21 protein-coding genes are annotated in these 25361 nt (G+C 60.0%); 6 read left to right on the top strand and 15 right to left on the bottom strand.

Annotated features, from left to right (window positions below; all coding sequences use genetic code 11):
• Positions 1–23: 23 nt before the first annotated feature.
• On the bottom strand, positions 24–803 hold the full coding sequence (gene tfpZ, locus PSV33_RS00685; protein WP_300557545.1) for a TfpX/TfpZ family type IV pilin accessory protein: 780 nt from the start codon (positions 801–803) through the stop codon (positions 24–26).
• Positions 804–844: 41 nt separating this feature from the next.
• On the opposite strand from tfpZ, the gene moaC reads away from it, so the two are divergent.
• Positions 845–1333 carry a cyclic pyranopterin monophosphate synthase MoaC gene (gene moaC, locus PSV33_RS00680; RefSeq protein ID WP_300557543.1) on the top strand — a complete coding sequence of 163 codons (489 nt, stop codon included), beginning with the start codon at positions 845–847 and terminating at the stop codon, positions 1331–1333.
• 12 nt (positions 1334–1345) lie between these two features.
• On the opposite strand, the gene PSV33_RS00675 is transcribed toward moaC, so the two are convergent.
• The 12 genes from PSV33_RS00675 to sucC all read right to left on the bottom strand — a co-directional run bounded on the left by PSV33_RS00675 (position 1346) and on the right by sucC (position 18227).
• Positions 1346–2893: a Wzy polymerase domain-containing protein gene (locus tag PSV33_RS00675; RefSeq protein WP_300557542.1), complete on the bottom strand. Its 1548-nt coding sequence runs from the start codon at positions 2891–2893 to the stop codon at positions 1346–1348.
• Positions 2890–4605 carry a Wzy polymerase domain-containing protein gene (locus tag PSV33_RS00670; protein ID WP_300557540.1) on the bottom strand — a complete coding sequence of 572 codons (1716 nt, stop codon included), beginning with the start codon at positions 4603–4605 and terminating at the stop codon, positions 2890–2892. The genes PSV33_RS00675 and PSV33_RS00670 overlap by 4 nt, the downstream gene beginning before the upstream one ends.
• Before the next feature lie 90 nt (positions 4606–4695).
• Positions 4696–5187 (bottom strand): pilin, encoded by a 492-nt coding sequence (locus PSV33_RS00665; protein ID WP_300557538.1) that lies wholly within the window; start codon positions 5185–5187, stop codon positions 4696–4698.
• 146 nt (positions 5188–5333) lie between these two features.
• On the bottom strand, positions 5334–7739 hold the full coding sequence (locus PSV33_RS00660; RefSeq protein WP_300557536.1) for an ATPase, T2SS/T4P/T4SS family: 2406 nt from the start codon (positions 7737–7739) through the stop codon (positions 5334–5336).
• Positions 7736–8527: a 3',5'-cyclic-nucleotide phosphodiesterase gene (locus PSV33_RS00655; protein WP_300557534.1), complete on the bottom strand. Its 792-nt coding sequence runs from the start codon at positions 8525–8527 to the stop codon at positions 7736–7738. The genes PSV33_RS00660 and PSV33_RS00655 overlap by 4 nt, the downstream gene beginning before the upstream one ends.
• Positions 8528–8561: 34 nt before the next feature.
• Complete coding sequence (locus PSV33_RS00650) at positions 8562–10811, bottom strand: CHASE2 domain-containing protein (protein ID WP_300557532.1); 2250 nt, start codon at positions 10809–10811, stop codon at positions 8562–8564.
• A gap of 63 nt (positions 10812–10874) precedes the next feature.
• Positions 10875–11534 carry an FHA domain-containing protein gene (locus PSV33_RS00645; protein WP_300557530.1) on the bottom strand — a complete coding sequence of 220 codons (660 nt, stop codon included), beginning with the start codon at positions 11532–11534 and terminating at the stop codon, positions 10875–10877.
• Between the two features lie 40 nt (positions 11535–11574).
• Positions 11575–12360, bottom strand: a complete 786-nt coding sequence (locus PSV33_RS00640) for a Stp1/IreP family PP2C-type Ser/Thr phosphatase (RefSeq protein WP_300511979.1) — start codon at positions 12358–12360, stop codon at positions 11575–11577.
• A 10-nt stretch (positions 12361–12370) separates the two neighbouring features.
• Entirely contained in the window at positions 12371–15073 is a 2703-nt protein-coding gene (locus PSV33_RS00635; protein ID WP_300557528.1) for a CHASE2 domain-containing serine/threonine-protein kinase, read from the bottom strand.
• A 248-nt stretch (positions 15074–15321) separates the two neighbouring features.
• On the bottom strand, positions 15322–16014 hold the full coding sequence (locus PSV33_RS00630) for a TerC family protein (RefSeq protein WP_300557650.1): 693 nt from the start codon (positions 16012–16014) through the stop codon (positions 15322–15324).
• A 143-nt stretch (positions 16015–16157) separates the two neighbouring features.
• Complete coding sequence (sucD, locus tag PSV33_RS00625) at positions 16158–17051, bottom strand: succinate--CoA ligase subunit alpha (protein WP_300557526.1); 894 nt, start codon at positions 17049–17051, stop codon at positions 16158–16160.
• A gap of 15 nt (positions 17052–17066) precedes the next feature.
• Positions 17067–18227 (bottom strand): ADP-forming succinate--CoA ligase subunit beta, encoded by a 1161-nt coding sequence (sucC, locus tag PSV33_RS00620; RefSeq protein ID WP_300557524.1) that lies wholly within the window; start codon positions 18225–18227, stop codon positions 17067–17069.
• 195 nt (positions 18228–18422) lie between these two features.
• Here sucC and argC point away from each other — a divergent pair, with 195 nt between their 5' ends.
• The 3 genes from argC (at position 18423) to PSV33_RS00605 (ending at position 21440) form a co-directional block, all read left to right on the top strand.
• Positions 18423–19346, top strand: coding sequence for an N-acetyl-gamma-glutamyl-phosphate reductase (argC, locus tag PSV33_RS00615; RefSeq protein WP_300557522.1), 924 nt, complete (start codon positions 18423–18425; stop codon positions 19344–19346).
• A gap of 250 nt (positions 19347–19596) precedes the next feature.
• On the top strand, positions 19597–20373 hold the full coding sequence (locus PSV33_RS00610; protein WP_300557520.1) for a c-type cytochrome: 777 nt from the start codon (positions 19597–19599) through the stop codon (positions 20371–20373).
• Positions 20374–20429: 56 nt separating this feature from the next.
• Positions 20430–21440, top strand: a complete 1011-nt coding sequence (locus PSV33_RS00605) for a c-type cytochrome (protein WP_300557648.1) — start codon at positions 20430–20432, stop codon at positions 21438–21440.
• 60 nt (positions 21441–21500) lie between these two features.
• Here PSV33_RS00605 and recX read toward each other — a convergent pair whose 3' ends face one another.
• Both recX and recA read right to left on the bottom strand, forming a co-directional pair.
• Positions 21501–21977, bottom strand: a complete 477-nt coding sequence (recX, locus tag PSV33_RS00600; protein WP_300557518.1) for a recombination regulator RecX — start codon at positions 21975–21977, stop codon at positions 21501–21503.
• A 107-nt stretch (positions 21978–22084) separates the two neighbouring features.
• Complete coding sequence (recA, locus tag PSV33_RS00595) at positions 22085–23200, bottom strand: recombinase RecA (protein ID WP_300511973.1); 1116 nt, start codon at positions 23198–23200, stop codon at positions 22085–22087.
• Between the two features lie 164 nt (positions 23201–23364).
• Here recA and PSV33_RS00590 point away from each other — a divergent pair, with 164 nt between their 5' ends.
• Entirely contained in the window at positions 23365–23853 is a 489-nt protein-coding gene (locus PSV33_RS00590) for a MarR family winged helix-turn-helix transcriptional regulator (RefSeq protein WP_300557516.1), read from the top strand.
• A gap of 310 nt (positions 23854–24163) precedes the next feature.
• Positions 24164–24838 carry a response regulator transcription factor gene (locus tag PSV33_RS00585; RefSeq protein ID WP_188706535.1) on the top strand — a complete coding sequence of 225 codons (675 nt, stop codon included), beginning with the start codon at positions 24164–24166 and terminating at the stop codon, positions 24836–24838.
• Positions 24839–25361: the final 523 nt, after the last annotated feature.

Here is a 25361-nt window from a genome sequence, read left to right as displayed (position 1 = left end):
GAATCTTCCTTTGCAGGAGCGAATCAGAAAGAGTCAATGGGAACAAAAGCAATCACCTCGCTAGTTCGAAGGTCGAGCAGGACGGTCCAGAATTTGTCGCGTCCTGCCAGGGGAACGTAAGCCACGGACTCGCTGGCCGTGCCGCGATCCGGTCCGGACCACAAGGCGGCATTGATGGTGCCCACCTGGTCAGGGAAACGATTTTTCAAATCCTCCAGCGGTCTGGCGACTTTGAGAATCTGCGGCTTGGCCTCGTCATAACGTTGCCACAGGAAGGGTCTGGAGCCCAAGGGAAAGCCCTGCACGGCAGCCAGGGTAGCGTCCGAGCCCTCTTGCTGACTCCTGAAGTTACGCACCGACAGCAAAGTCGGGCCGGTCCAGGGCAATCGCCGAAATTCCGGCGGCGCCAGGTTCATTTCTTCATCGGGAATATCAATGGCATGCACCACCCGAAACCGGTCGATCTCAAACACCAGATGGACCGGACGTGCAACAGACACCGTCCACAAACCATAGGCCAGCGCTGCCACCTGCAACATACCAATCACCGTTAGATCTCGACCCAACTCGGCCGCCGGCTTGCTGCGGTTAAACACCGCCAGGGTCAGCAGCGGCCCCATGATGACATCGACCGCCATCACGATCAGAAACAGGTGGCGCCCACCTGAGATTTCCCGGTAGGGATAGGGATACCACAGGGCAAACACCAGCCAGGCAGCCAGGGCCGCCACCGTCAGGCTCAGCGTGAGGTGAATGCCGGCTGCCGACAAGCGGCTTTTCAGGGAAGGAGACACTGCGGGCATGCTCTTATGATGAGGGTTGCTTGTAAAGGTTTCGTAACAGTATGACCACGACTTCACCGCTGACACATTTCGACGCAACAGGACAGGCGCACATGGTTGATGTCGCCGCCAAGCCGGCCACCCATCGGGTGGCTGTCGCGCAAGGCCGCATCACCATGAATCCTGCCACATTGGCCATCATCCTGGAAGGCACGGCGAAAAAGGGCGATGTGCTCGGCATCGCCCGGATTGCCGGCATCATGGCGGCAAAAAAAACCAGCGAACTGATTCCTCTGTGCCATCCACTGGCGCTGACCCGCGTGGCGATGGATTTCAGCCCCGACACAGGCAACGCCAGCATTGTTTGCCAGGCGACGGTGGAAACGGTCGGACCGACAGGCGTGGAGATGGAGGCCCTGACTGCGGTGCAAATATCCTTGCTGACAATTTATGACATGTGCAAAGCCGCGGATCGCGGAATGACGATGACGGACATCAAGCTGCTGGAAAAACACGGAGGCAAGTCGGGAAGTTTTGTCGCAACGCCCTAGCTGCGCCCGGGGTCAGTTTGCAGGCCAGCCATTCGGGCCGTTGGCAGGGCGCCATTTTGCGTAGTCCCCAGGAAAAGCTGCTCGGTAACGAACCAGGTGCAACAAGGCTTCATCGTCACGCCCCAGCATGACAGCGCTTTCAATCACCTTTTCAATCACCCGCGGTTCTGGCGAGTAATGCAGCAAGGCACTAGCGGTGTCGAAAGTCCATTGCGCGTTGTCGTGCTTGAGGGTGGTGGTCGTCAGCTCCGCAAATTGCACCTGGTTCCAAAAGAGCCAGGATCCGCGAACCTTGTCCAGCGTGTCGTCACGGTAAGCCGCGTCGCGTGCCTGTGGTGCCAGGTACAGCTGGCTGACACGGTGGTAATCCCATGCGGCATAAGCCACCCCAGCCAACAACGCTGTCGCTACGACAAGCCGAATTGCCGCTGCCGCGCGCGCGTAAGGACGTGATCCCGCTGCCGGCTCTCGCGGCGCCGGCCACAGTATCCACACACATAGCCCGAATGCCATCTGGAAGGGGCCATACCACAGCGGATATTCCAGCATGCTGTGCAACATGATCACGGCCAGCACACCCCAAGCCATTTGCCGGGTCGGGTCCGTTTCGCGCCAAGGCTTGGTATGCCAGACGACCCAACCCGCACCGACGCAAACCGCCAAGGCCAACGGAATGCCCAACTCGACCGCAAGGTGCAGCGGCAGGTTGTGGGCATTGTCCAAAATGTCGCAAAAGCGTGCTCCGGGATAAAGCGTCATGTAATGCGCATAATCCAGTTCGCCCCAGCCCCATCCAAACCATGGCTTTTGTGCGATCAGATGCCATACGTTGGACCAGAGCGTGAGGCGCCCAGCACACACGGCGTCCCCCGCACGCAGACGAGCAACCATGCCATGGCCCAGCAGATCCAACCCGGCCAACCAGGGCAGCGCCAGCGCGGCCGCCCCATAGGCCAGCACCGCCGTCAACAACACGCGGCGCACCGGAGGTTGGTGCCAGCCGGGCCAGAGCAAGCACAGCACGCAAAGCAAAACCAGTTGCAACAGCCCTGTCCGCGATGAAGACGCGGCGTTTCCCGCTGCCAGCAGACCAGCCACCACCCACAACACCCACTGTCGGCGACCCGCAGAACCGTTCTTCACCACCAGCCATACCAGCGCTACCAGCGCGATATTGGTCAAACTGGCAAACTGATTTCGTTGTCGCAAATTGGCGAAGGCCTCGCTCAGCGGGGCCTGATTGACCCAAGGGGAAAGTGCCGCCGCCGCACCGAAATATTGCAGCAGGGCGATAGTGCTGTTAAAAGCACCGGCGAGTACCCAAGCCCATGCGGCGGGGTAGATCCACCGCTGCGCAAAAGGGCCATTGCCGGTTGCTTTGCGCAAGATGGCACGCAACAACATCAACAGAATCAAACACGCAGTGGCAGCAAACGCGACCGCCCAGGGCACAGTAGCAGGTGAAGGACCGGGCGCAAATGGATTCAGCCAAGGTACGATCAAAACCAACCCAGCGATCAGCGCGAAAGCAGTCCCCTGCAACGCACTCCATCGCGTCATGGTAGTGTCAGCTCACGCAGTTGAGGGTACTTGTCCCGAGCCAGATCGTTCCAATATGCTTTGATCGCCCCGTATCGCTTTTCACCATGCATAGCTTTCATGACACGGAGTTGCCTGACCGCCTCCTCGGGACTGCCATTCAACGCCAGCGAAAGTGCGTACCTATTCTGCGTTGCGGTCCACGGATAGTGAAGCGCAACGCTTCTAGCGAGCGCCAGTTCATCGGCTGTCATTTCTGGCCTGGGTGTAATGCGAGACCCATCCAGCAACGCGCTCAACTGCGTCAAAAGAACTATGCTGGGTCGCTCATAATCGGCTGGCGTTTTGCCGATACTCAAGTCCTCAAATCTCGCAACGCGGAAGTCCTCTTCCACCGCAATATATTCAGCAACTGACCACGCTGCAAAAATACTTAATCCCAGCAAAAGCAATGCCGCAGTGCGAACGCCGATTCGGATCAAAGGTTTGGCCTCGACCAAACCTTCCAAGGCACCAATTGCAAACATGACGGGCACCAGAAAGTAAGCGTATGCAAAAGGGAATTCGAACATCGAATGGATTGCAACCGGGAGGGTCAACGCCAGACAGTACCAAGGCAACAGCCCCGCAATGGCCCGCGCGCGGCGCCACAACCAGACGCCGATTGCCAAAGTCAATAGCGCGGTGAGCGGTACTCCGACACCCAACGCCGAATCCAGCAAAATGTTATGGCTGTAGGAGAAGGGTTCACTCGTCGTATATGCATGGACCACCGCATTGTGGGCGGCAGCAACCTGCCCAAGGCCCCACCCGCTCCATGGACGCAGCTTCACTGCTTCCAGCAACTGTGGCCATACCACCCAACGCCCACCCAAACGGGTATTGACTTCTGCGCCACCGCCCGACATTTGCAGAATGAACTCATAAATCGACGGCCAAGTCAAAAAGAGTGCGATAAATCCAAGGCTGGTAAGCATCACTAGCCAAGGGGACAAGCTGAACCCAGCTGGTTTGCGCTTGACAAACCACCAGAGCGACAACAGCAGGAAGCTTAAGACGCCGGTACGAGACTCGGTTGCAGCCAGGGCAACACATAAAGTCAGCAGAATCAGGGCGGAAGGCAGGGCTCTTAGTTTGCTCAATTCATGCAGAAACAACAAACTCGCTACGCCCATGATGAGCAAGGTCGCCAAATGGTTGGGTTGCCCCAAATTTCCACCGGGTCGACGCAACTCCGGCATACGGGATATCCAACCGGCGCCTTCCCACAACTCGAACACCTGGAAAAAAGCCAGCGCCGCCGAGCCGAATGCACCAACCAACAATGTAAACGCCAACAGCGTCAGCGCGGATTCATCCTGACCACTGATGGGTATTCCAGAGCCCGTCGTCCGCATAGTAGCCGTACTTCTGCTGGACGCAAAACCCATGCCCATGCAGATGACACACAGGACCATGTAAAACCCGATCACCAAGGCATCCCCCGCAAAAGTGATCACATCAAAAGCAACCTGTATCGCAGCGATTGCCCCAAGGGCAATAAAAGGAAGTATGGAGGTTGGCAAAAGCAGCGCGTCCAGATCGTTCCTTTTGACAAGCCTAAACAACCCGCCCCAAGCCAGCAACAAAACGGCGAAGATGGACCATATCTCGTTATGCCAACTAACCCAAGGGGGAAAATGCAGCGGCTCAAACCAGCTTAGGAAAAGAAAAAGCAATGCGATTTTTTGCATAGAAAAAAATACGCCCCTCAGGGCGTATTTTTTACATTCACAGAACGTCAGCGAACATCAAGTCATTAGACGACGCTGACGAAAGGAATATTAATTTGCATCCCAAGAACCTGCAACGGTGTAAGCAGTTGCGATAGCACTGCGGCATGAACCAGGAAGGTACTTCCCAATCCCTACAACGCTTGGTCCGCATTCCCAGCCAGTAATGTTACCAGTAGTACCGCCGGACAGCGTTGGAATTAGGTAAACAGAACCCGTAACTTGCGAGAGATTGGCAGTGTTAACTAGGACGTTAATCGCGCCAAAATTATCAGTCTGAACCGAACTAACATATTTGCTCGTGGATGTTGAAGATTCACAGCCCCAGTTACCAGCGGTTGGCATGGACGCCGCATTGTTTGTCTGGCGCGTCTCCGTCACACTGGTTCGGCAGGCCGATGCAGCCAAAATAACCTCGGACATCTTTGCACGGACCGTATAGTCCTGATATGCAGGCAAAGCCACCGCAGCCAAAATACCAATAATCGCGACAACGATCATCAACTCGATCAGGGTAAAACCCTTTTGCATGGAACGCTTCATAAAAACTCCTTGGTTGAGAAACTAGCGGAACCATTCAGCAGATACCGTGCCAAGTCGAAACGAGCCTAAACCAGCCGCTTTGCCCCATCTTCCAACAACAGAAGTTACTCTTTTCGTCAGTCATCAGGGTTCTTCCAACAAATTTGTCACTTGATGCAGACAGACCGAACCTGTTTCAGGTCGGTCAATCCCATCAATACTTTTTCCATCCCATCCATCTTGAGTGTGCGCATGCCGCTGTTGACGGCCGCTGAAAACAGCTCTGCCACGCGAGCGCGTTCCTGAATCAGTTTTTTAGCCGCATCATCGGCGATCATCAATTCATGCAAGCCAATGCGGCCCTTGTATCCGGTCTGGTTACATTTATCACACCCTACCGCTCGATACATCGTGAGCTGGCCTTCCTTGCCATAGCGCTCCATCCAATCGTCAAGTAAGGCCTGTGCCTCGCCGCCCGGATCCATCTTCCAGGCATCCGTATTTCGAAGTTCTTCGGAATACTCTTTGATGAAGTCCTTGATTTCCTGCGCGCCCGGCTGATAGGCCTGCTTGCAATCGCATAGTTTTTTGGCAAGCCGCTGCGCCAGGATGCCGAGCAGGGCATCAGCAAAATTGAAAGGATCCATGCCCATGTCCAGCAGCCGTGTGATGGATTCTGGTGCCGAATTGGTATGCAGCGTCGAAAACACCATGTGACCCGTCAGTGAGGCCTCCACACCCATCGAGACTGTTTCCTTGTCGCGCGACTCGCCGACCATGATGATGTCCGGATCGGCCCGCAGGAAAGCACGCATCACCAGGGCAAAGTCGATGCCTGCCTTCTTGTTGATCTGGACCTGGCGCAAGCCCTTCTGCGTGATCTCGACGGGGTCTTCGGCCGTCCAGATCTTGGTGTCTGGCGTATTCAGGAATTTCAGGATGGAATGCAGCGTGGTCGTTTTGCCGGAACCAGTCGGGCCACACACATAAAAAAGGCCGTAGGGTTTGGAGACCGTTTTCTCAAGCCGCTCCCTGTTGTGATCCGTCAGCCCCAGCTTTTCAAGCGGAATGGGCTCGCCGGCTGCCAGAATCCGCATGACGACATCTTCGACCCCGCCCGCAGACGGGATGGTGGCCACGCGCAGCTCGATGTCGAGCGGTCCATATTTCTTGAACTTGATTTTCCCGTCCTGCGGCTTGCGCTTTTCGGAAATATCCAGATCACACATGATCTTGAGCCGCGTGACCATGGCCTGGCGAAACTGGGCCGGCACCTCGATGTAGGGCAGCAAGCTCCCGTCGATGCGAAAACGGATGCCGGTCTTGGCCTTTCCCGGCATGGGCTCGATGTGGATGTCGGAAGCCTTCTGCTTGTAGGCGTCAATGATGACCTTGTTGACAAACTTGACCAGCTCATTGTCTGCAGCGGCAGACTCCAGCGCCGAATCGTCGTTGGCATCGTTTTCGAGCGGCGAGTCCATGTCGGCCAGAAGCTGGTCAATCGAGCCACCCTCGTTACCTGCACCGAAAAGCTGGCTCAGAGTTTCATCAAACTCGGTCTGGGTGGTCACGCAATAGGCGAACTTGCCAATTTTCGGAAACACTTGCGGGACCACCCGGGCCCCCCGCACCGCCTCCGGATCAACACACATGATGACCAGTCCGTCCGGCGTCTCCTCCAACGGCATCCATCCCTGCTGCTCGACAAAGTGCCGCTTGAGCAGGCCGTGCAGCATTTCCGAACGTATGCGGCCGGCGTTATAGGCTTCGTAGGGAACCCCAAAGAACTTGCTCAGCGAAGCGCCAATCTGAGCGGGACGAATGCGGTAATCAGCCATCAGCAGATGTTCGACCGACTGAATCTCGTCGCGCGCCTTCTGGATGCAGTGGAGCAACTCGTCCTGGCTCAAAACTCCTTCAGCGACCAGGCCGTCGTACTTGGTCGCCCTGCGCCTTTGACCATCTTCGGCCCTCTGCATGCGCTGGCGAAGCGCAATGCCCAGCGTCTGGCACAGCTGCTGCGCGCCGTCCTCTTCCAGCTTTCCAAAAGGCTGGTCGCTGCGATTGTTGATCACCTGCAGGACGCCATAAAGCGTGCTGCCATCCATGACCGGCGCAACCAGCATTTGCTTGGTGCGGTAGCCGGAACGTTTGTCCACTTCCTGAAGAAAGCTGAGGCTGGGGTGAATTTTCTTGAGCGCCTCGTCGTCATACACATCGGCGATATTCACCATGGTCTTAGCCATCGCCACGTAGCCAGCTATGCTTTGCGCGCTGATGGGCAGCTTCAGATCGCGGCTGGTGTTAAGCCCCGTCTTGACCTTGGAAATGATGGACGAGCGGTCTTCACTGACGGCGTAAAGCGTCAGGCGATCGGCATTGAAGAGCTTGCAGATATCCTGGCTGGCCTCCAGCATGATCTGATCAATGTTCTCGGTTTCATGAATGCGGTTGGTGACCAGTTGGAGCTGGCGAAAATAAAGTGCTTCAAAAGTAACGCCCCGCTCCTGCGGTGGAAGCATCTGCGAGTCAAAAAACTCGCCCTCGTGGTCCCGCTGTACAACTGCATTCATAACTCGAACTCCTGACCTGCGCGCAACCAGCGTATGTCGTGGGTAACGTTGGGTCCAAACGGCGCCGTCTGGTCAAAGCGCTGGATCTCGGCCATGATCAAGTCGGTCTCTGCCGGCTTGGTATGGGTAATGTAAATCGGATAGTTCCTGCCTTTTTCGATGCAGTCCAGCTCGCTGGCCAGCGCATGGGGCGACAGATGCAGACTGCGCCGTGCGAGGTCGCGTTCGCGGTTGCTGAAAGCCGTCTCGATCACCAGCATCGCGACGTTAAGCTGGTTGACGCGGGCCCACAAAGCGGGATTGCGCTCGGTGTCGCCGGTGAACACCCAGCACCCGGAGCCAGTGGCCACCGCATAACCGACTGCTGGCACGGTATGAACAGCTGGCAGCACTTCAACATATTTTCCCGCCAGCAGCAGGGTCTGGCCCACGGCCAGAGGGTGAAAGCTGACAAAGGGTGCTTCCGGTGTGGGAATTCGCGAGAAATCAGGCCAGATGGTGTTGTTGAAAATATGGGCTTTCAGCGCGTCAATCGTGCCCTGCAGTGCATGAATCTGTATCGGGGTTGTGCGTTTGGCCGCAATCGCGTCCACCATCAGCGGCAGGGCCGCTACGTGATCCAGGTGGGAATGTGTCAGCAGTACGTGGTCAATGCCGCGCATCTCGTCCAGCGTGAGATCGCCAACGCCCGTCCCGGCGTCGACCAGAACGTCGTGATCCAGCAGGAACGACGTGGTGCGGCAGCCTTTGGCAATGGCTCCCGAGCAGCCCAGTACGCGTACTTTCATGGTCTTTTCTACCTTGAGGTTCCGGCAGGCTCTGTCATTTGGTTTCGAAGTTGGTTGCCCCATCCCAATCGGGATCAAACGGCAACAGCCTCATGGAGGCTACACGCTCTGCATACAGGCGGTAAAGGTACTTTTGCCCATTCATGCGCTGTAAGTTGAGCAGATGCACATCGCAGTCGTCCCAGGCCTGATCCCGGTAGGCCCTGAGCGCCAACGTCCACTCCCGGAGTTCGCTGCCCAACTGCTTGTCGAGCTGGCCGGGAAGCGCCACCGGGCAGAAAATGGCCACCGCCTGGTCCTTGCCCTTGACCCGGACCTTGTCGAGTTCCTGCCAGGCGAAACCAGGGGCCAGTTCGCGGGTGGACGCACTGACCACTGTATCGACGCCATAGATTTTGCAAAGCCCCTCCAGGCGGGACCCCAAGTTGACCGCGTCGCCAATGACCGTATAACTGCGACGGATATCCGAGCCCATGTCGCCCACACACATGCTGCCGGTGTTCAGCCCGATGCCTATGCCAATTTCCGGCAAACCCAGGCTGCGATGCTCCTCGTTGAGCTGGCGCACGGCCTGCACCATCTCCAGCGAGGTCCTGACCCCGAGAGCGGCGTGCTCAGGTGTTTCGACGGGCGCACCCCAGAATGCCATCACGCAGTCACCCATGTACTTGTCGATGGTGCCGCGGTTGGTGCGGATCAAGGCCGTGAGCCGGCTGAAGACGCCGTTGAGAAGGGCTTGCAACTGTGTCGGCTCCATGGTTTCGGACATTCGGGTGAAACCGCGCATGTCGCAGAACATCACCGTAAGCTCCTTGGCTGATGCTTTCATGCTGTAGCTGTCGGGGTCCTTGACCATTTCATCGACCAGCTCGGGGGGAACATAGGTGCCAAACAGGTTGGCCAGTTCCCGCTTGGAGCGACTTTCCACAAAATAGCCATAACTCATGTTCAGGGCGAACGCCGTGAGTGCCATGACAAGCGCAGTAGCCAGAGGCAACACCAGGCCATAGGCCGAATAAAGCCAGAAATTCACCCCAATCAGGGCAGCCGTCACCGCGGCACTGGTCGCCACCGCCCGCGGCGCCGACAGCAGCGGCAAGGTCAATGCCAGCGTCAGCCCCGACAGGACAAGCATCACCACCTCGAAACCAACGGCATAGTCCGGTTTGACAAACACCTTACCATCGAGAAACCCCGAAATCACATTGGCATGGGTTTCGACGCCGGGGTAGGTTTCCCCGACTGGCGTGACCCTCAGGTCCAACAAGCCAGGCGCCGTGGTGCCGAGCAGGACTATCTTGTCTTTCAGCTGTCCTGGTGGCATTTTTCCGGCCAGCACATCGGACGCGGAGACATACCGGTAGGACCCGCCACTGGCGCCACCGGGCCCGCGAAACGGCACCAGCGTGGCCACCCGGTCATCCACCGGAATGGCCAGCGTTTTACTGCCCTGCTTGAGCAAAATGCTTTCCAGTCCCTGGTAATTGCGAGTCAGGAATTTTTCCTGCGGAAATCCCGGCTCGACACCGGGTTGACCCACCAGCATGCGAAACATCGCCAGGGACAGCGACTCGTAGTACTCGCCTTTGTATTCAGCCAGCAGGGGAATCGATCGAACGACCCCGTCTCCATCCGTGATGGAGTTGAAAAATCCTGCCAGCGGCGCCGCCTTGGCGATGGTATCGATGTTGGCGCCGAAACCGTTCCAGCTGGTAAACCGGATGGGTCGCCCCTTGAGCGCCTCCCGTCCCATGACGGGAGCGGGCAAAACACCGTTGATACGACCATCCCGGTCGCTGGTGAAGTAATACCCCAGCACGACTGGTTTGTTCGCCAACGATTTTGCGAACAGAGCATCGTAATCAAGGCTGGCCTGGATCTGACCAAGCTTGTCGGCAAAGGCGGGCTGGTCCTTCAATTCGTCCCGGGCCAGTTGCTGCAGCCTTTTCAGGCCGGAACTGTCGTCGGCCTCCGCAAAAACCACGTCGAATCCCAGCAGCGCAGCCTGCTGCCGGCCCAGCAACTCGTCTACGAGTGCGGCCAGCTTGTTGCGCCCCCACGGCCAGCGACCGGCTTCCGCCAGGCTCTTTTCATCGATGTCCACGATGACAATGCGTTCGTCCAGCGTCCGGGGCATGGTGGCCCGAAGCCGGGCGTCATAAAGGATGTCGTCGAGCCGCTGCAGAACATCGAGGCGCAGCGCACCGCTGGCATGGAGCAATGCAAAAACAAGCGGAATCAGCGTAACGGCAATGCGAGGCCAATGCCGGGAAAAAAGTCGCATAAGGCTTCGTGAAGAGCCGGGATCTGAACTGGTTTTCCTGCCGAAAGCGGGGAGACGGCCTGGTCAGCGCTGGACGAATTGCATTTGCGTGCCCGCCAACTCGAGTACATCGCCGTTTTTCAGAGGAACAGGCTCAACCCCAATGTACGTTCCGTTCAGCGTTGGTTTGTTGTCTCCCTCCACATGGGCCACGACAAAGCCCTGCGGTCGCTTGGTAATGGCCGCAACTGCCACCCCGGGCTTGCCGATCGTGGTGACCACCTTGACCAGGGCAACTTCCCGGCCCGCGGCTGCCCCGGACATGACCTTGATCGCCGCAGTGGCGCCCACCCCGTCGACGGGCGCCGCCGCAGGGGCAGCGGCCGCCCCTGCAGGTGCGACCAGCCCGGCCGAGCCGGCCTTGATGATCATCGTTTTCTCGAAACCCGGACTCGCGGCTTCGTTGACGTACTTGATCTTGTATTTGCCGATTTCGACGGTGTCACCGTTGTTGAGCTGCTGCTTCTTGACAGCCTTGCCGTTGAGATACGTGCCATTGGTGCTGTTCAGGTCTTCAACAAAAACCTCGTTGCCGGACATCTGCAAAACGGCATGCTCCCCACTGACGGCGAGGTTGTCAATGACGATATCGTTGTAAGGACGGCGCCCGAGGGACGTACGGTCCTTGGTCAACTGAACCTCTTTGATCACAACGCCGTCAATAGAGACGATCATTTTCGGCATGGCCGACTCCTGTCTATTTTTAGTATGTCACTCAAGCGGACTATTTCCCCAGCATTCTGGACAACAGGCCACGTTTGACCGAAGCTTCTTTGGCTTGTGCCAGCAATACCGAAATATTATCCCGGCCGCCGCTGTCGTTGGCTGCAGCAACAAGCTGCCTAGCCCCCTGCTCCAGCGACTTCGATCCCGATAGAATAGCCGCAATCGCCTCATCACTGATCATGTCGGACAGGCCATCAGAGCACATGAGGTAAATATCACCCAGCTCCACGCGATGTTCGTTGACTTCCAGCAACACCGCGTCTTCCACACCCAAAGCCCGCGTCACCAGATTCTTGTTCACCGAAGTCAGCGCCTGCTCCGGCGTAATCAGCCCCGCGTCAATCTGCTCCTGCAGCAGGGAATGGTCCTTGGTGATCTGTTCCAACTGGCCACCTCGCAAGCGGTAACAGCGCGAATCTCCTATATGGCCGAGCATCAGACGGGTGTTCTGGAACACACCGACCACCAGCGTGGTGCCCATGCCAGAGTATTGCGGATTGGAGTTGGCCGCGTTAAAAATCGAATGATTGGCGTTTTCTACACAGATCTCCATCGCCCGGCGCACCTCCTTGCCGTTGGCATGCTTACCAGCCTGCGCCAGCCAACGCCCCAATTCCGATCTGATAAAGGCCGTCGCCATGCCGCTGGCGATTTCCCCGGCGTTGTAACCACCCATGCCGTCAGCCAGTATGCAAAGGCGGGTCGGGGCATCAAACGTGACGGAGTCTTCGTTGTTGTCCCGGGTTAAACCGGGGTCTGTCTGGGTGCAAATCTCGTAAATCATCGTGTTTTTGTTATGGCTTCAAATCTGTAGCATCAACGCCGGCCGAAGGATCCGGCAAGGAGGGGGCCGCAATGGTGCGGGCAAAAGCAGGATTGTCGCCCGCCGCGAACACCGCTGTCTTTTCACCGCCCTCGGGACTTGGGGTGATGGCACCGGCGGGAACCGGAAGGCCTGTGGGTACGGTCGACAGCTCGACAATGGCGGCACGCAGATCGGCAGCAAACTGGTCGCCGTCCTGATACCGCATTTCAGGCTTTTTGCTCAGCGACAGCGCCACAATATCCGCCAGGCGTGCCGACAACTCCTGGCGGATCACGCGAATGTCCGGTGCCGGTTCATTGGCGATCTTGTACATCAACTCGGCCATGGAGTCTCCGCGGAAAGGCAAGACGCCCGCCAGCATCTGGAACAGCATCACCCCCAGGGAATAGAGGTCTGAACGGCCATCAACCTTCTTGCCCGCGATCTGCTCGGGCGACATGAAACTCGGGGTACCGAGTACCAGACCGGTCTTGGTTTTGCTCGAGTCGGTGATGCGCGCAATGCCAAAGTCGGTCACCTTGACGGTATCGCTGTCGGGGTCGTACATGATGTTGGCCGGCTTGATGTCGCGGTGCACCACGTTCTGTTTGTGCGCATAAGCCAACGCCTCTGCAACCCGCGCCACAATTGAAAGCACTTTGGAAACTGGCAGCAACTGCCCGTCCTTGGTGACATCCAGCAAGTCCTTGCCTTTGAGGAATTCCATCGCGATGTAGGCCAGGTCATGCTCTTCGCCGGCATCAAAAATGGTCACGATGTTCTGATGTTGCAGGCGGCCTGCTGTTTCGGCCTCGCGGAAAAAGCGCTCTCGGGCATCCGTCAACTCGTCACCCTCAAACTCCTGGCTCAGGGCCATGGTCTTGATCGCCACCACACGCCCGATCTTGGGGTCCTTGCCCAGATACACCACTCCCATGGCCCCTTTGCCCAGTTCTTTTTCAACCTGGTAGCGGCCCAGCATGGGCTTTTCGACACCACCGCCGTCGAGAAGCATGGTTCCGCCGGGGTGCGCTCCACCACCACCCAGAATGACGGTTTCCGAGAGGTTCTTCGCGCGATTGAGTCTGGACTGCAGGTCCTTGTGATTCTTGTTGTAGCTGGCCATGTATTCGTACACCGCCTGGGCCTTGTTGAATTGCCGCTTGCGCTCAAAATCAAGCGCCAGATTGTTCATGTTGTCCATCAGCGCGTCGGTGAAAGGAACGCGGCGAAACCGGTCGAAAGCCATGTCGAGTTGCCCCTGCCCCTGCAGGGCCAGGCCCATCATGCGGTTGGTTTCGGCTGACTCTTCGTCGGACTTGAGCTTGCCGGCCTCGGTCATCAGGAAACGCTTGGTGGTCAACGCCAGGTGGCCGATCACCAGCAGCGCGGCCGGAAATACCAGCTTGAGCCAGGTCGCGGCTGCCGACAGCAGACCGAACTCGATCACCAGCAGCATGACAAACAGCAGCAGCGTAATGACGGCGGCCTTGCCCGCAGACAGCCGCGGTAGACCAGCAATCAGGTAAGCGGCCACAACCAGCAGGACACCCAGCGTGGCCCAGACACCCCAGGCTGGCTGGACAAGAAAGTGTTCACTGAGGATGCTGGAAGTGATGTGGGCAATAGTCTCCGCCGGGGACAGTCCGGGCCCGGCCGGTGTAGGAAATTGGGTGCCGACGCCGGCGGCAGTGGCACCAATAATCACAATCTTGTCGGTGTATTTTCCCGCTGGAATCTTGCCGGACAACACGTCATAGAAAGAGTCCACGGCGAAAGCCGGCCGGCCGTCGCGGCCCTTGTAGAACTGAGGCAACATCAGGGCCGCCTCATCGGTGCCTATGCGCAACTTGCCGATCTGTACTGATTCCCCGGCATTAAGCTTGATATCGGTCGCGGCGAGGTTCAGGCTCTTGACTGCGGCGAGCAATCCCATGGACGGAATCGCCTGGCCGTCATAGTTGATCAGCAGCGGCTCCTGCCGGACCGCGCCGTCCACGTCAGGCAGCTGGTTCAAATGCGCGATGCCCGCCGCACTGCTGCCGATGATCTCTATGGGCTGCTGGCCCCGAAGGGCAGGCAGCGAGAACCCGCCCGGCTCCGCCACCGCACTTTTGAGGGCATAGGCGGGCAGAGGGTCGGGCTTGCCCTGTGGCTCACCCAGCACAAAAACCGAGGGCACCAGCACATTGCCGGCTTTGGCCATGCTCGCGGCCAGCTTGGCGTCCGTGTCCAATGCAACCTCCGCTTCGGCAATCACCTTGCCCAGCTGCGCGTTGAGGCTGTCCTGGGGAGCAGCGGGATCGACTGGAAGGGCAGCCGATCCCAGCGCTTCCTTCATCTTGCGGATGAACACCAGCCCGCGGTCGGTCTGTGGCTCAAAAAAGAAGGCGGTATGCGCAATGGTTTTGACTTTCGCCGCAGCCAGCTGGTCAATCAACTGGGCATGCACATCGCGCGGCCACGGCCAGCGGCCAATGTTGGCGATGCTCTGGTCGTCGATCGCGATGATGGCAATGCGGTCGGAGGGCTGGCGCGACGTGCTGGTACTGGCAAAGTCGTAATACCGGCGCTCGAGCGTGGCAAAAAAGTCGGTCGCACTGTGCAGAGCAAGTACGGCAAGTACCACAAGCACACCCACAAACCAGTCGGCTTGCCAGAATTGCCTGCGCTTGTTTGATGATGTGGCCACGTCCGTCCCGCCTTTTGTCCTGGTTCGCCAGACCGAGCGCCAGCCGCGCCGGCCTCTTTTCTGCGCACCTGTCACCCGGCCAGCGTTACAAGCCGGTTACAAATTCGCCACCTTCGGACATTAACAGACGCCAAGAACCCGGACAAGGGACTTTTGCACACCGCCAAAGGCTTGTGTTGCAAATTGGTGCCGCTGGAACGCAGCTGCGGTGCTGGCACCTAGGGGATGGAGACGGGCAAGGGGACGGTTCAGGCCTGCGCTCCAGAGTCCCGTGCACGTCGCTTTTGCATATACGTACCCAAAGCCACCACCAGCGCGGCTCCGACAATTCCGCCGATGGTCACGATCTGCTCGCCGATAGCCCCGAAGCGGGTGACGACGGCGGGGTCCGTCAGCAGCATTTCGCCTGCCAGAAAACCCAGCAGGGCAGCACCAATCGTGATGATGATGGGAAAACGCTCCATGACCTTGGTCAGCAAGGTGGCACCAAAAATGATCAATGGAATGCTCACCAACAGACCCATGACGAGCAAGGGCAAATTTCCTTTGGCCGCCGCTGCAACGGCCAGCACGTTGTCGAGACTCATCACCAGATCGGCGATCAGAATGGTGCGAATGGCCGAGGCCATGCCACTGATTTCCTTGCCCTCGCCCTCGCCCTCATCGTCTCCGTTGAGCAGGTCCACGCCGATATATACCAGCAGGATTGCGCCAATGATCTTCAGGTACGGCAGTGTGAGGAGCTGGATCGCGACGATGGTCAGGATGATCCGCATCACGATGGCGGCAGCGCTGCCCCAGAAAATGGCCTTGTTCCGCTGCGCGGGCTGCAGCGTTCTGGCTGCCATGGCAATCACCACGGCGTTGTCGCCGGACAGGACAATGTTCGCCAGCAGGATGGAGCCGAAAGCACTCCAGAAAATGGGGGACGTCAGGTCCATTCCGAAAATCATGACTAGCTCCTGTTGTTATGTATTAAAAAAAGCGCCGATGAGAGCGCTTTTTTGTTGTTTAGAGTTTAGCCCGAATGGGGGCCTTGGCCCCGTTCGTAATAATGCTTACGACATTGGCCGGCGTCAGGGTCTTACAGTAAAGCCTTGAGCAATTTGGCCATTTCTGAAGGGTTACGCGTCACAGTGAAGCCGCACTCTTCCATGATCGCCAGTTTGGCATCCGCCGTGTCGGCGCCGCCCGAGATCAGGGCCCCGGCATGGCCCATGCGCTTGCCGGCAGGCGCGGTCACGCCGGCGATGAAGCCGACGATGGGTTTTTTCATGTTGGCCTTGCACCAGATGGCCGCTTCAGCCTCGTCCGGCCCGCCGATTTCGCCGATCATGATGACGGCATCGGTGTCCGGGTCGTCGTTGAAGGCGCGCATCACGTCGATGTGTTTCAGGCCATTGATCGGGTCGCCGCCAATGCCGACGGCGCTGGACTGGCCCAGGCCGATTTCGGTCAGCTGCGCCACGGCTTCATACGTCAGCGTGCCGGAGCGGCTGACCACCCCAATGCGGCCCTTGCGGTGAATGTGGCCGGGCATGATGCCGATCTTGATTTCGTCGGGCGTGATCAGGCCGGGGCAGTTGGGGCCCAGCAGCAGGGTTTTCTTGCCGCCGGCCGCTTCCTTGGCCTTCATGCGGTTGCGCACTTCCAGCATGTCGCGCACCGGGATGCCTTCGGTGATGCAGATCGCGAGATCCAGGTTGGCTTCAACCGCTTCCCAGATCGCTGCCGCAGCGCCGGCTGGCGGCACATAAATCACCGACACCGTGGCGCCGGTGGCCTTGGCGGCCTCGGTCACATTGGCAAAAATCGGGATGCCTTCAAAGTCTTCGCCGGCTTTCTTCGGGTTCACGCCAGCGACAAAGCACTCTTTGCCATTGGCATAGTCCCGGCACATGCGCGTGTGAAACTGACCGGTCTTGCCGGTGATGCCCTGCGTGATGACTTTGGTGTTTTTGTTGATGTAGATCGACATGTTGGTTCTCCTGGCTTACTTGACGGCGGCCACGATTTTGGTCGCAGCTTCAGCCATGGTGTCTGCGGCAATGATGGGCAGACCGGAGTCCGCCAGCATTTTCTTGCCCAGGTCTTCGTTGGTGCCCTTCATGCGCACCACCAGCGGAACCGAGAGGTTCACGACCTTGCAGGCGGTGATCACACCGTCGGCAATCGTGTCGCACTTCATGATGCCGCCGAAGATGTTGACCAGGATGCCTTTGACATCGGGGTTCTTCAGCATGATCTTGAAGGCTTCGGTGACTTTTTCGGCCGTGGCGCCGCCGCCGACGTCCAGGAAGTTGGCCGGCTCGCCGCCGAACAGCTTGATGGTGTCCATGGTCGCCATGGCCAGACCGGCGCCGTTGACCAGGCAGCCGATGTTGCCGTCCAGGGAGATGTAGGCGAGGTCGAACTTGGACGCCTCGACTTCGGCCGGGTCTTCTTCGTCCAGATCGCGCAGGGCCACGATTTCGGGGTGGCGAAACAGTGCGTTCGGGTCAAAGTTGAACTTGGCGTCCAGGGCAATGAGCTTGTTTTTGCTGTCGCGGTTCAGGGGATTGATTTCCACCAGCGATGCGTCGGTGTCCATGTAGCACTTGAAGAGCTTCTGGAACACGTCCACGGCCTGCGCGGTGGACTCTGCCGGCAGCCCGATGCCATTGGCGATCTTCGTGGCCTGCGCGTCGCTCAGCCCGGTGAGCGGGTCGATGAATTCGGTGATGATCTTTTCCGGGGTGGAATGCGCCACTTCCTCGATGTCCATGCCGCCTTCGCTCGACGCGATGAAGGCCACCTTCTGGGTGGCACGGTCGGTCACGATGGAGACGTAGTATTCCTTCTGGATGTCGGCGCCGTCTTCGATGTACAGGCGGCGGACCTTCTGACCTTCCGGGCCAGTCTGGTGCGTGATCAGCTGCATGCCGAGAATCTCGCCGGCGAGCTTTTTCACGTCTTCGATGCTGCGCGCCAGCTTGACGCCGCCGCCCTTGCCGCGTCCGCCGGCGTGGATCTGGGCTTTCACCACCCAGACGGGTCCGCCCAGTTTTTGGGCGGCTTCGACTGCCTCTTGCACCGTGAACGCAGGAATACCGCGTGGAGTGGGGACACCAAAGTTGCGCAAGATTTCCTTGCCTTGGTACTCGTGAATTTTCATGAAATTACTTCCAGGAGTCGGTAAAAAGGGGCGTTCACCGAAGTGATGTCAATCTGCCACATTTCCGCAGAATTCACCAAAATGTAACGCCATCGGTCACTGCACGCAGCAGCGCAGAACTGTATCATGTTGCGATGCACAATTCTTGTGCGCCGCTTACACGCCCTATCAGCACTTTCCACAGGAACAAGCCACATGGCCAAGGTATTTATCGACGGCGAAGCAGGAACCACGGGCTTGCAGATCCGGGAACGCCTGCAAGCCATGCCTGCCATCGAGCTGGTCAGCATTGCGCCCGAGCTGCGCAAGGACGCTGCCGCCAAGCGCGCGCTGATGGGCACGGTCGACCTGGTGGTGTTGTGCCTGCACGATGACGCCGCACGTGAATCGGTGGCCATGATCGATGACCTGGCGCGCAGCAGCGGAAAAAAAGGCCCGAAGATCATCGACGCCTCGACGGCGCACCGCACTGCGCCGGGCTGGGTCTTTGGTTTTCCGGAACTCGCCGCCGGCCAGCGCGAAGCCGTCGCCAATGCCGATCGCGTGGCCAACCCCGGCTGTTATTCGACCGGCGCCATCGCCCTGATCCGCCCGCTGGTCGATGCCGGTCTGCTGCCCCGGGACTACCCATTGGCACTGCCCGCAGTCAGCGGCTATTCGGGCGGTGGCCGCACCATGATTGAAGACTACGAAGCCAGCAAGGCGCCGCCGTACCAGATCTACGGCCTGAACCTCAAACACAAACACCTGCCGGAAATCATGAAATACACCGGCTTGACACGCCGCCCAGTGTTCACGCCTTCGGTCGGCAACTTCAAGCAGGGCATGCTGGTGCAGCTGCCGCTGCACCTGGACCTGCTGCCGGGCCAGCCGACGGCGGCGCAACTCCAGGACGCGCTGGCGCGCCACTACGCGGGCAGCCAATGGGTCACGGTCGAGCCGGTGGGTGACAGCACCTCGATAGACGCGCTCGCGCTGAACGATACCAACAAGATGGAGTTGCGGGTGTTCGGCAACGAGGAGTTCCGCCACGCGGTGCTGATCGCCAGGCTGGACAACCTCGGCAAGGGCGCGTCGGGTGCCGCGGTGCAAAACCTTGAGTTGATGCTGGGGCTTTGAGGTCGTGGCCCCGCTGGTGGCCACCATGGATGCTTGAGCAGCTGCCCGCGCTTATCCATTGGCACGGGGGGTCTTGATAGCCTGAATAGTTGATCGTTTGCGTCCACGGTGGGCAATCCGGCAGTGTCAACCCTCCTTTGCAGACGAGCGCTTGTCCGACAAGGACGCCGCCAGGCCAAGCCTATGCTTGACGCCATCAACTGAACCGACAGCGGGCAAGATCCTTTGAATTGTCTCTCCCCACAAGGCCATGACTCCCCTCTTGTTTTTCCGGCCTATGTTGCGCACCGCGCTTGGGCGGCACTGGGTGCCTGTGGCACTGCTGCTGGCGCTCGGCTGCCCGGCCGCCAACGCCATCCAACCCACCACCACCGCAAAAAGTCCGGTGCCTGTAGCGGCGACGCGTGGTCTCGCCAAGGCGGGTGAGCAGCTTGCGCGTGTGGGCAAGCCACCGTCGGTGACTGCTTGCGTCAGTTGCCATGGCGCACAGGGCGAGGGCATGGCCGCCTTCCCGCCCTTGGCCGGCACCGGTTACGGGTACCTGATGGCACAACTCGACGCCTTTGCCGATGGCCGCCGGAAAAATGCCGTGATGGAGCCAATTGCAAAAGCGCTGTCAACCGAGGAGCGCGCCAGCACGGCAGCCTATTTCAGCGGCTTGCCGGCGCGTGTGCAGCCGATCGCCGGGCCATCGCCAGCCACGAGCGACGCTGGGGGCTGGCTTGCCCAGCGCGGGCGCTGGGCCGATCAGCTGCCGGCCTGTGCGCAGTGCCACGGCATCGCAGGTGAAGGCGTGGGCAACCAGTTTCCACCGATTGCCCTCCTGCCGGCGGACTACCTTCAGGCGCAGATCCAGGCCTGGAAAGACGGCACCCGTCCGCCCGGGCCACTGGGGGTGATGCGCGACATCGCAAGCAAGCTCAGCAAGGAGGACGTGCAGGCACTGTCTGCGTATTACACGCAACTCCATGCCAAGCCTGCGGCGGCAGCCGCAACGCAGCCGCCCCTTCCTAAAGGAGCCAAATGATGGAACCGGAAACCTCCGCACCATCCACCCGGTCAATTCCAGTGCCCAAGGCGCCCATGTCGGTTGCGATGCTTGGCCTGTTCGTCTTTGTCGCATCCATGCTGGGCACGTTGGTGGTCATTGCGATAGGCGTTAACGTCGCCGGTCGAAACTTGCCCAAACTGGCGGCGAGGGCGGCCCCTCCGCCCAGCACAGCAGCCACTCAGCCGGCCGTTGCTGCCGCTCCTGGGGCCAGCGCACCGTCCGCTGCAGCAGACACAGTCGTTGCTGCACCACCGCGCTTTGCACCACCCGATGCCCGCAAAATTCCAGACACCGAAATGGGCGCAGTGATTCGTGCCGGAGAGCAGATCTTTTTGCGGACCGGCCTCAACGCCAAGGCATTCGTCGGCAATTCACTGAACTGCGTCAATTGCCACCTTGATGCAGGGCGACTGGCTGGCTCGGCGCCCATGTGGGGGGCTTATCCGCTCTACCCGGCCTATCGGGCCAAGACCAGGCACGTGGACAGCTTTGCCGAGCGGTTGCGCGGCTGCTTCATCTACAGCATGAACGGCAAGGCGCCGCCTGAGGGCAGCGACGTGCTGGTGGCGCTGGAGGCTTATTCCTACTGGATGGCTACGGGGGCACCGGTGGGTGCCAAGCTGCCGGGAAGCGGCTACAAAAAACTGGTCAAGCCCCCCCAAGTGCCGGATTTTTCGCGTGGGCAAGCGGTGTATGAATCCAAGTGCGCGCTGTGTCACGGCGCTGATGGCCAAGGCCAGCGCTCTGGCGAGATGCAGGTGTTTCCACCGCTGTGGGGTCCGCAGTCGTTCAACTGGGGCGCCGGGATGCACCAGGTCGACAATGCCACCGCTTTCATTAAAGCCAATATGCCGCTAGGCCAGGGCGGCACGCTGAGCGACCAGGAGGCCTGGGACGTGGCCACCTTCATGAACAGCCATGAGCGCCCGCAAGACCCGCGCTTTAACGGCAATGTCAGTGACACGCGCAAAAAGTTTCACGACAGTGAGTTCTCACTCTACGGACAAACCGTCAACGGTAAATTGCTGGGTACTGGCCGCTGAGGCGGCAAGTGCTCGGGTCAGGCGTCGCGATAACCGGCGCGGCGCACCGCCCCGTGCCCCTTACAGCTCGTCGGCCTCAGCACGCACCACACGGCGTATCGCCTCCGCGCCAAAGCCGCGTGCCGCCAGAAAACGCATCTGCTTGCCACGCGCCGCGGCGTCGGCCGCCGGCTCGCCGAACTTCCTGCGCCAGACCTCGCGGGCGCGTTCGACTTCGCTGGCTTTCAGGCTGCTCACGGCTTCGGCCACCGCCTCGGGCGCCAGACCCTTGCCCTGCAACTCATGACGTATGCGGGCGGCGCCAAAACGCGCGGCCCGCCGGTTGATGACCGATTCCACCACCCGCGCCTCGCTGATGAAGTCCTTGGCCTGCAGGTCGTCCAGCACCCGGGCCAGCTGCTCGGGCGACTCGGCATGGGCAGCCAGCTTGCGCTCCAGCTCGGTGCGCGAATGCTCGCGCTGTGCGAGACAACGCAAGGCCCGGCCCTTGAGGGACAGGCCGAAGCCCGGAACCGCAGGAGTTTTGTCCGGAGTCATGCCCACATTTCGCCCTCAATCACTACTGTTTTGATAGCTGCTTGCGCTTTACAGGCAAGGGCTGGGGCCTGATTTGGCATTAAATCCGGCACACCAGCCCCGTCTTCTCAGACGGCAGCGACTTTCGGTGCTTTATCGGCCTTGTCTGCTTTTTCGGCCTTCTCCGCCTTTTCCGGCTTGTTGCCGACCGCCTCCTGGATCAAGGGAATACCCAGAGACTCGCGCACCTTGTTTTCGATTTCCATCGCCAGCTCCGGGTTTTCTTTCAGGAATTCCCGCGAGTTGTCACGGCCCTGGCCGATTTTCTCGCCGTTGAAGGCGTACCAGGCGCCGGCTTTCTCGACGATGTGGCCGGCCACGCCGAGGTCCAGCACCTCGCCCAGACGGCTGATGCCTTCGCCGTAGAGGATGTCGAACTCCGCCATCTTGAACGGTGACGCCACCTTGTTCTTGACCACCTTGACGCGGGTTTCGTTGCCAACGACTTCTTCACCCTTCTTGATCGAGCCGATGCGGCGGATGTCCAGGCGTACCGAGGCGTAAAACTTCAGCGCATTGCCGCCGGTGGTGGTTTCGGGGCTGCCGAACATCACGCCGATCTTCATGCGGATCTGGTTGATGAAGATGACCATGCAGTTGGCCTTCTTGATGTGGGCGGTCAGCTTGCGCAGCGCCTGGCTCATCAACCGGGCCTGCAGGCCGGGCAGGGAGTCGCCCATTTCGCCTTCGAGTTCGGCCTTTGGCGTGAGCGCCGCGACCGAGTCGACGACGATCAGGTCCACCGCACCCGAGCGGGTCAGCGAATCGACAATTTCCAGGGCCTGCTCGCCGGTGTCAGGCTGGCTGATCAGGAGGTCCTGCAGGTTCACGCCGAGTTTCTGCGCGTACTGGATGTCCAGCGCGTGTTCGGCATCCACGAAAGCGCAGGTGCCGCCGAGCTTTTGCATTTCGGCAATCACCTGCAGGGTCAGCGTGGTTTTGCCGGACGATTCCGGGCCGTAGATCTCCACCACCCGACCGCGCGGCAGGCCGCCAACGCCCAAGGCGATGTCCAGGCCCAGCGAGCCGGTGGAGACCACCTGAATGTCCTCGATCACCTCGCCGGCGCCCAGCTTCATGATGGTGCCCTTGCCGAACTGTTTTTCGATCTGGGCCAGAGCAGCTTGCAGGGCCTTGGCCTTTTCGGTGTTCAGGGCGGGATTGGTCTTGTTCGGCAGGTCCATGGAAAACTCCTTGAGGTCGGTTGGGCTTGAAAATTTTGCGGGGTTTCCAGTTCTGCTTTTAATCACAGTACTGGGTGCATGACCAGTACTTTATGGCCGCCATATAAATAAGTAAACCCTGTTTTTAGTCAGTTTGCCTGATCAATTGCAGATAGGATGGCCACATGGATTCCACCCCTTTTGCCCCCCCCGCCGACGAAGAAAACTGGCGCCTCACCCACCTGGGCCGGCTGCTGGGTCACGCCCTGCGGCGTTTTGACGAGCGGGTGCTGGTGCTGATGGCGCGCAATGTGGACGTGCCGCTGGCGCTGTCGAATCTGGCTGCGCGCGCCCAGGTCGGCGCGGCGCACATCCACATCACGCGGCATCTGGCGGTCGGTGGTTCGCGCCTGACCGATCTGGCGCACAGCGCCGGAATGAGCAAGCAGGCCATGGGCGACCTGGTGGACCAGTGCGAGGCCTGGGGCCTGGTCACGCGCGAACCCGACCCGCACGACAGGCGCGCCCGGGTAGTGATGTTCACCGCGTCAGGCCTTCACTGGTTGCAGGCCTTCCGCACGGCGGTCAGCCAGGCTGAAGCCGAGTTCAGGCAGGCGGTAGGCACCGATGTTGCCACGGTTGTTGCACTTGGGTTAGAGGCGTATGCGGGCTAGGAAATGGCCCCCACGGTCGTTCGCTGCGAGTAACTCCGTGCCCCCCGAGGGGGCCGCTGCGCCTGCGGGCCGGCAAAGCCGGACCCGCGGCCCCTGCTTGGCAAGACCTCTGCCCTTAACTTCTCCCGCTGCCTTGGAAAGACAGAAGAAAGGCATTGACATAGCGCATGGCGCGCAGTGAAAAGCGCGGGAGGCCATTCAGTCAGCAAACCACAGGGGATAAACGCCTAGAATTTGGAAAACAGCCCCAGAGCCGTTTCGCCCTGTACGTTCCGCCGGACCGCGCCAGGGACCCCTTCAGGAGACAAACATGCGTATTTTGATTGCCGAAGATGACCAGGTCCTGGCTGACGGTTTGCTGCGCACCTTGCGGGCTTCCGGCGCGGCGGCCGACCATGTGGCCAGCGGCACCGAAGCCGATGCCGCGCTGCTGACCAACACCGAATTCGACCTCCTGATCCTGGACCTGGGCCTGCCGCGCATGCACGGGCTCGAAGTGCTCAAGCGCCTGCGAGCACGCGGCTCGGCCATGCCGGTGCTGATCCTCACCGCCGCCGACAGCGTCGAGGAACGTGTCAAGGGCCTGGACTACGGCGCCGACGACTACATGGCCAAGCCCTTCTCGCTGCAGGAACTCGAAGCGCGGGTGCGCGCGCTGATCCGGCGCGGCATGGGCGGCGCCAGCAGCACCATCAAGCACGGCCCGCTGGTGTACGACCAGGCCGGACGCGTGGCGACCATCGACGGCCAGATGGTCGAGTTGTCGGCGCGCGAGCTCGGCCTGCTCGAGGTACTGCTGCAGCGCGCCGGCCGCTTGGTCAGCAAGGACCAGCTGGTCGAGCGCCTGTGCGAATGGGGCGAGGAAGTCAGCAACAACGCGATCGAGGTCTACATCCACCGGCTGCGCAAGAAGATCGAAAAGGGCCCGGTGCGCATTGCCACGGTGCGCGGCCTCGGCTACTGCCTCGAGAAGATTCCCGGTTAGAGAGATGAGGCCCCCACGCTCGCTCACTGCGTGTAGCTCTCTGCCCCCCGAGGGGGCGCCTTTTTCCTTGGGACGGCCCGGCGGAAAAACAGGGCCCCCACGCTCGCTCTCTGCGTGTAGCTCTCTGCCCCCCGAGGGGGCGCCTTTTTCCTTGGGACGGCCCGGCGGAAAAACAGGGCCCCCACGCTCGCTCTCTGCGTGCAGCTCCCTGCCCCCCGGGGGGGCGCCTTTTTCCTTGGGACGGCCCGGCGGAAAAACAGGGCCCCCACGCTCGCTCTCTGCGTGCACCTTCGTCGCTGGTCCCCGCCTCTACCAGCAGGGGCCGCGGGCCCGGCTTTGCCGGCCCGCAGGCGCCGCGCCCTCCCGGGGGGCAGCGAACCACTCGCAGTGGGGAGCGTGGGGGCACACAGCTCCATGCCCTTGAAACTCTTCCAGCGGGAACGACGCAGCCTGTTCGGGGAGATCCTGGACTGGATGCTCACGCCGCTGCTGCTGCTGTGGCCGATCAGCCTGGCGCTGACCT

The organism is Polaromonas sp. (assembly GCF_029945895.1).
In the GTDB taxonomy this organism is placed as follows: domain Bacteria; phylum Pseudomonadota; class Gammaproteobacteria; order Burkholderiales; family Burkholderiaceae_C; genus Polaromonas.
Note: the sequence above shows the minus strand (reverse complement) of the source record. Positions and strands in the feature narration are given on the sequence as shown.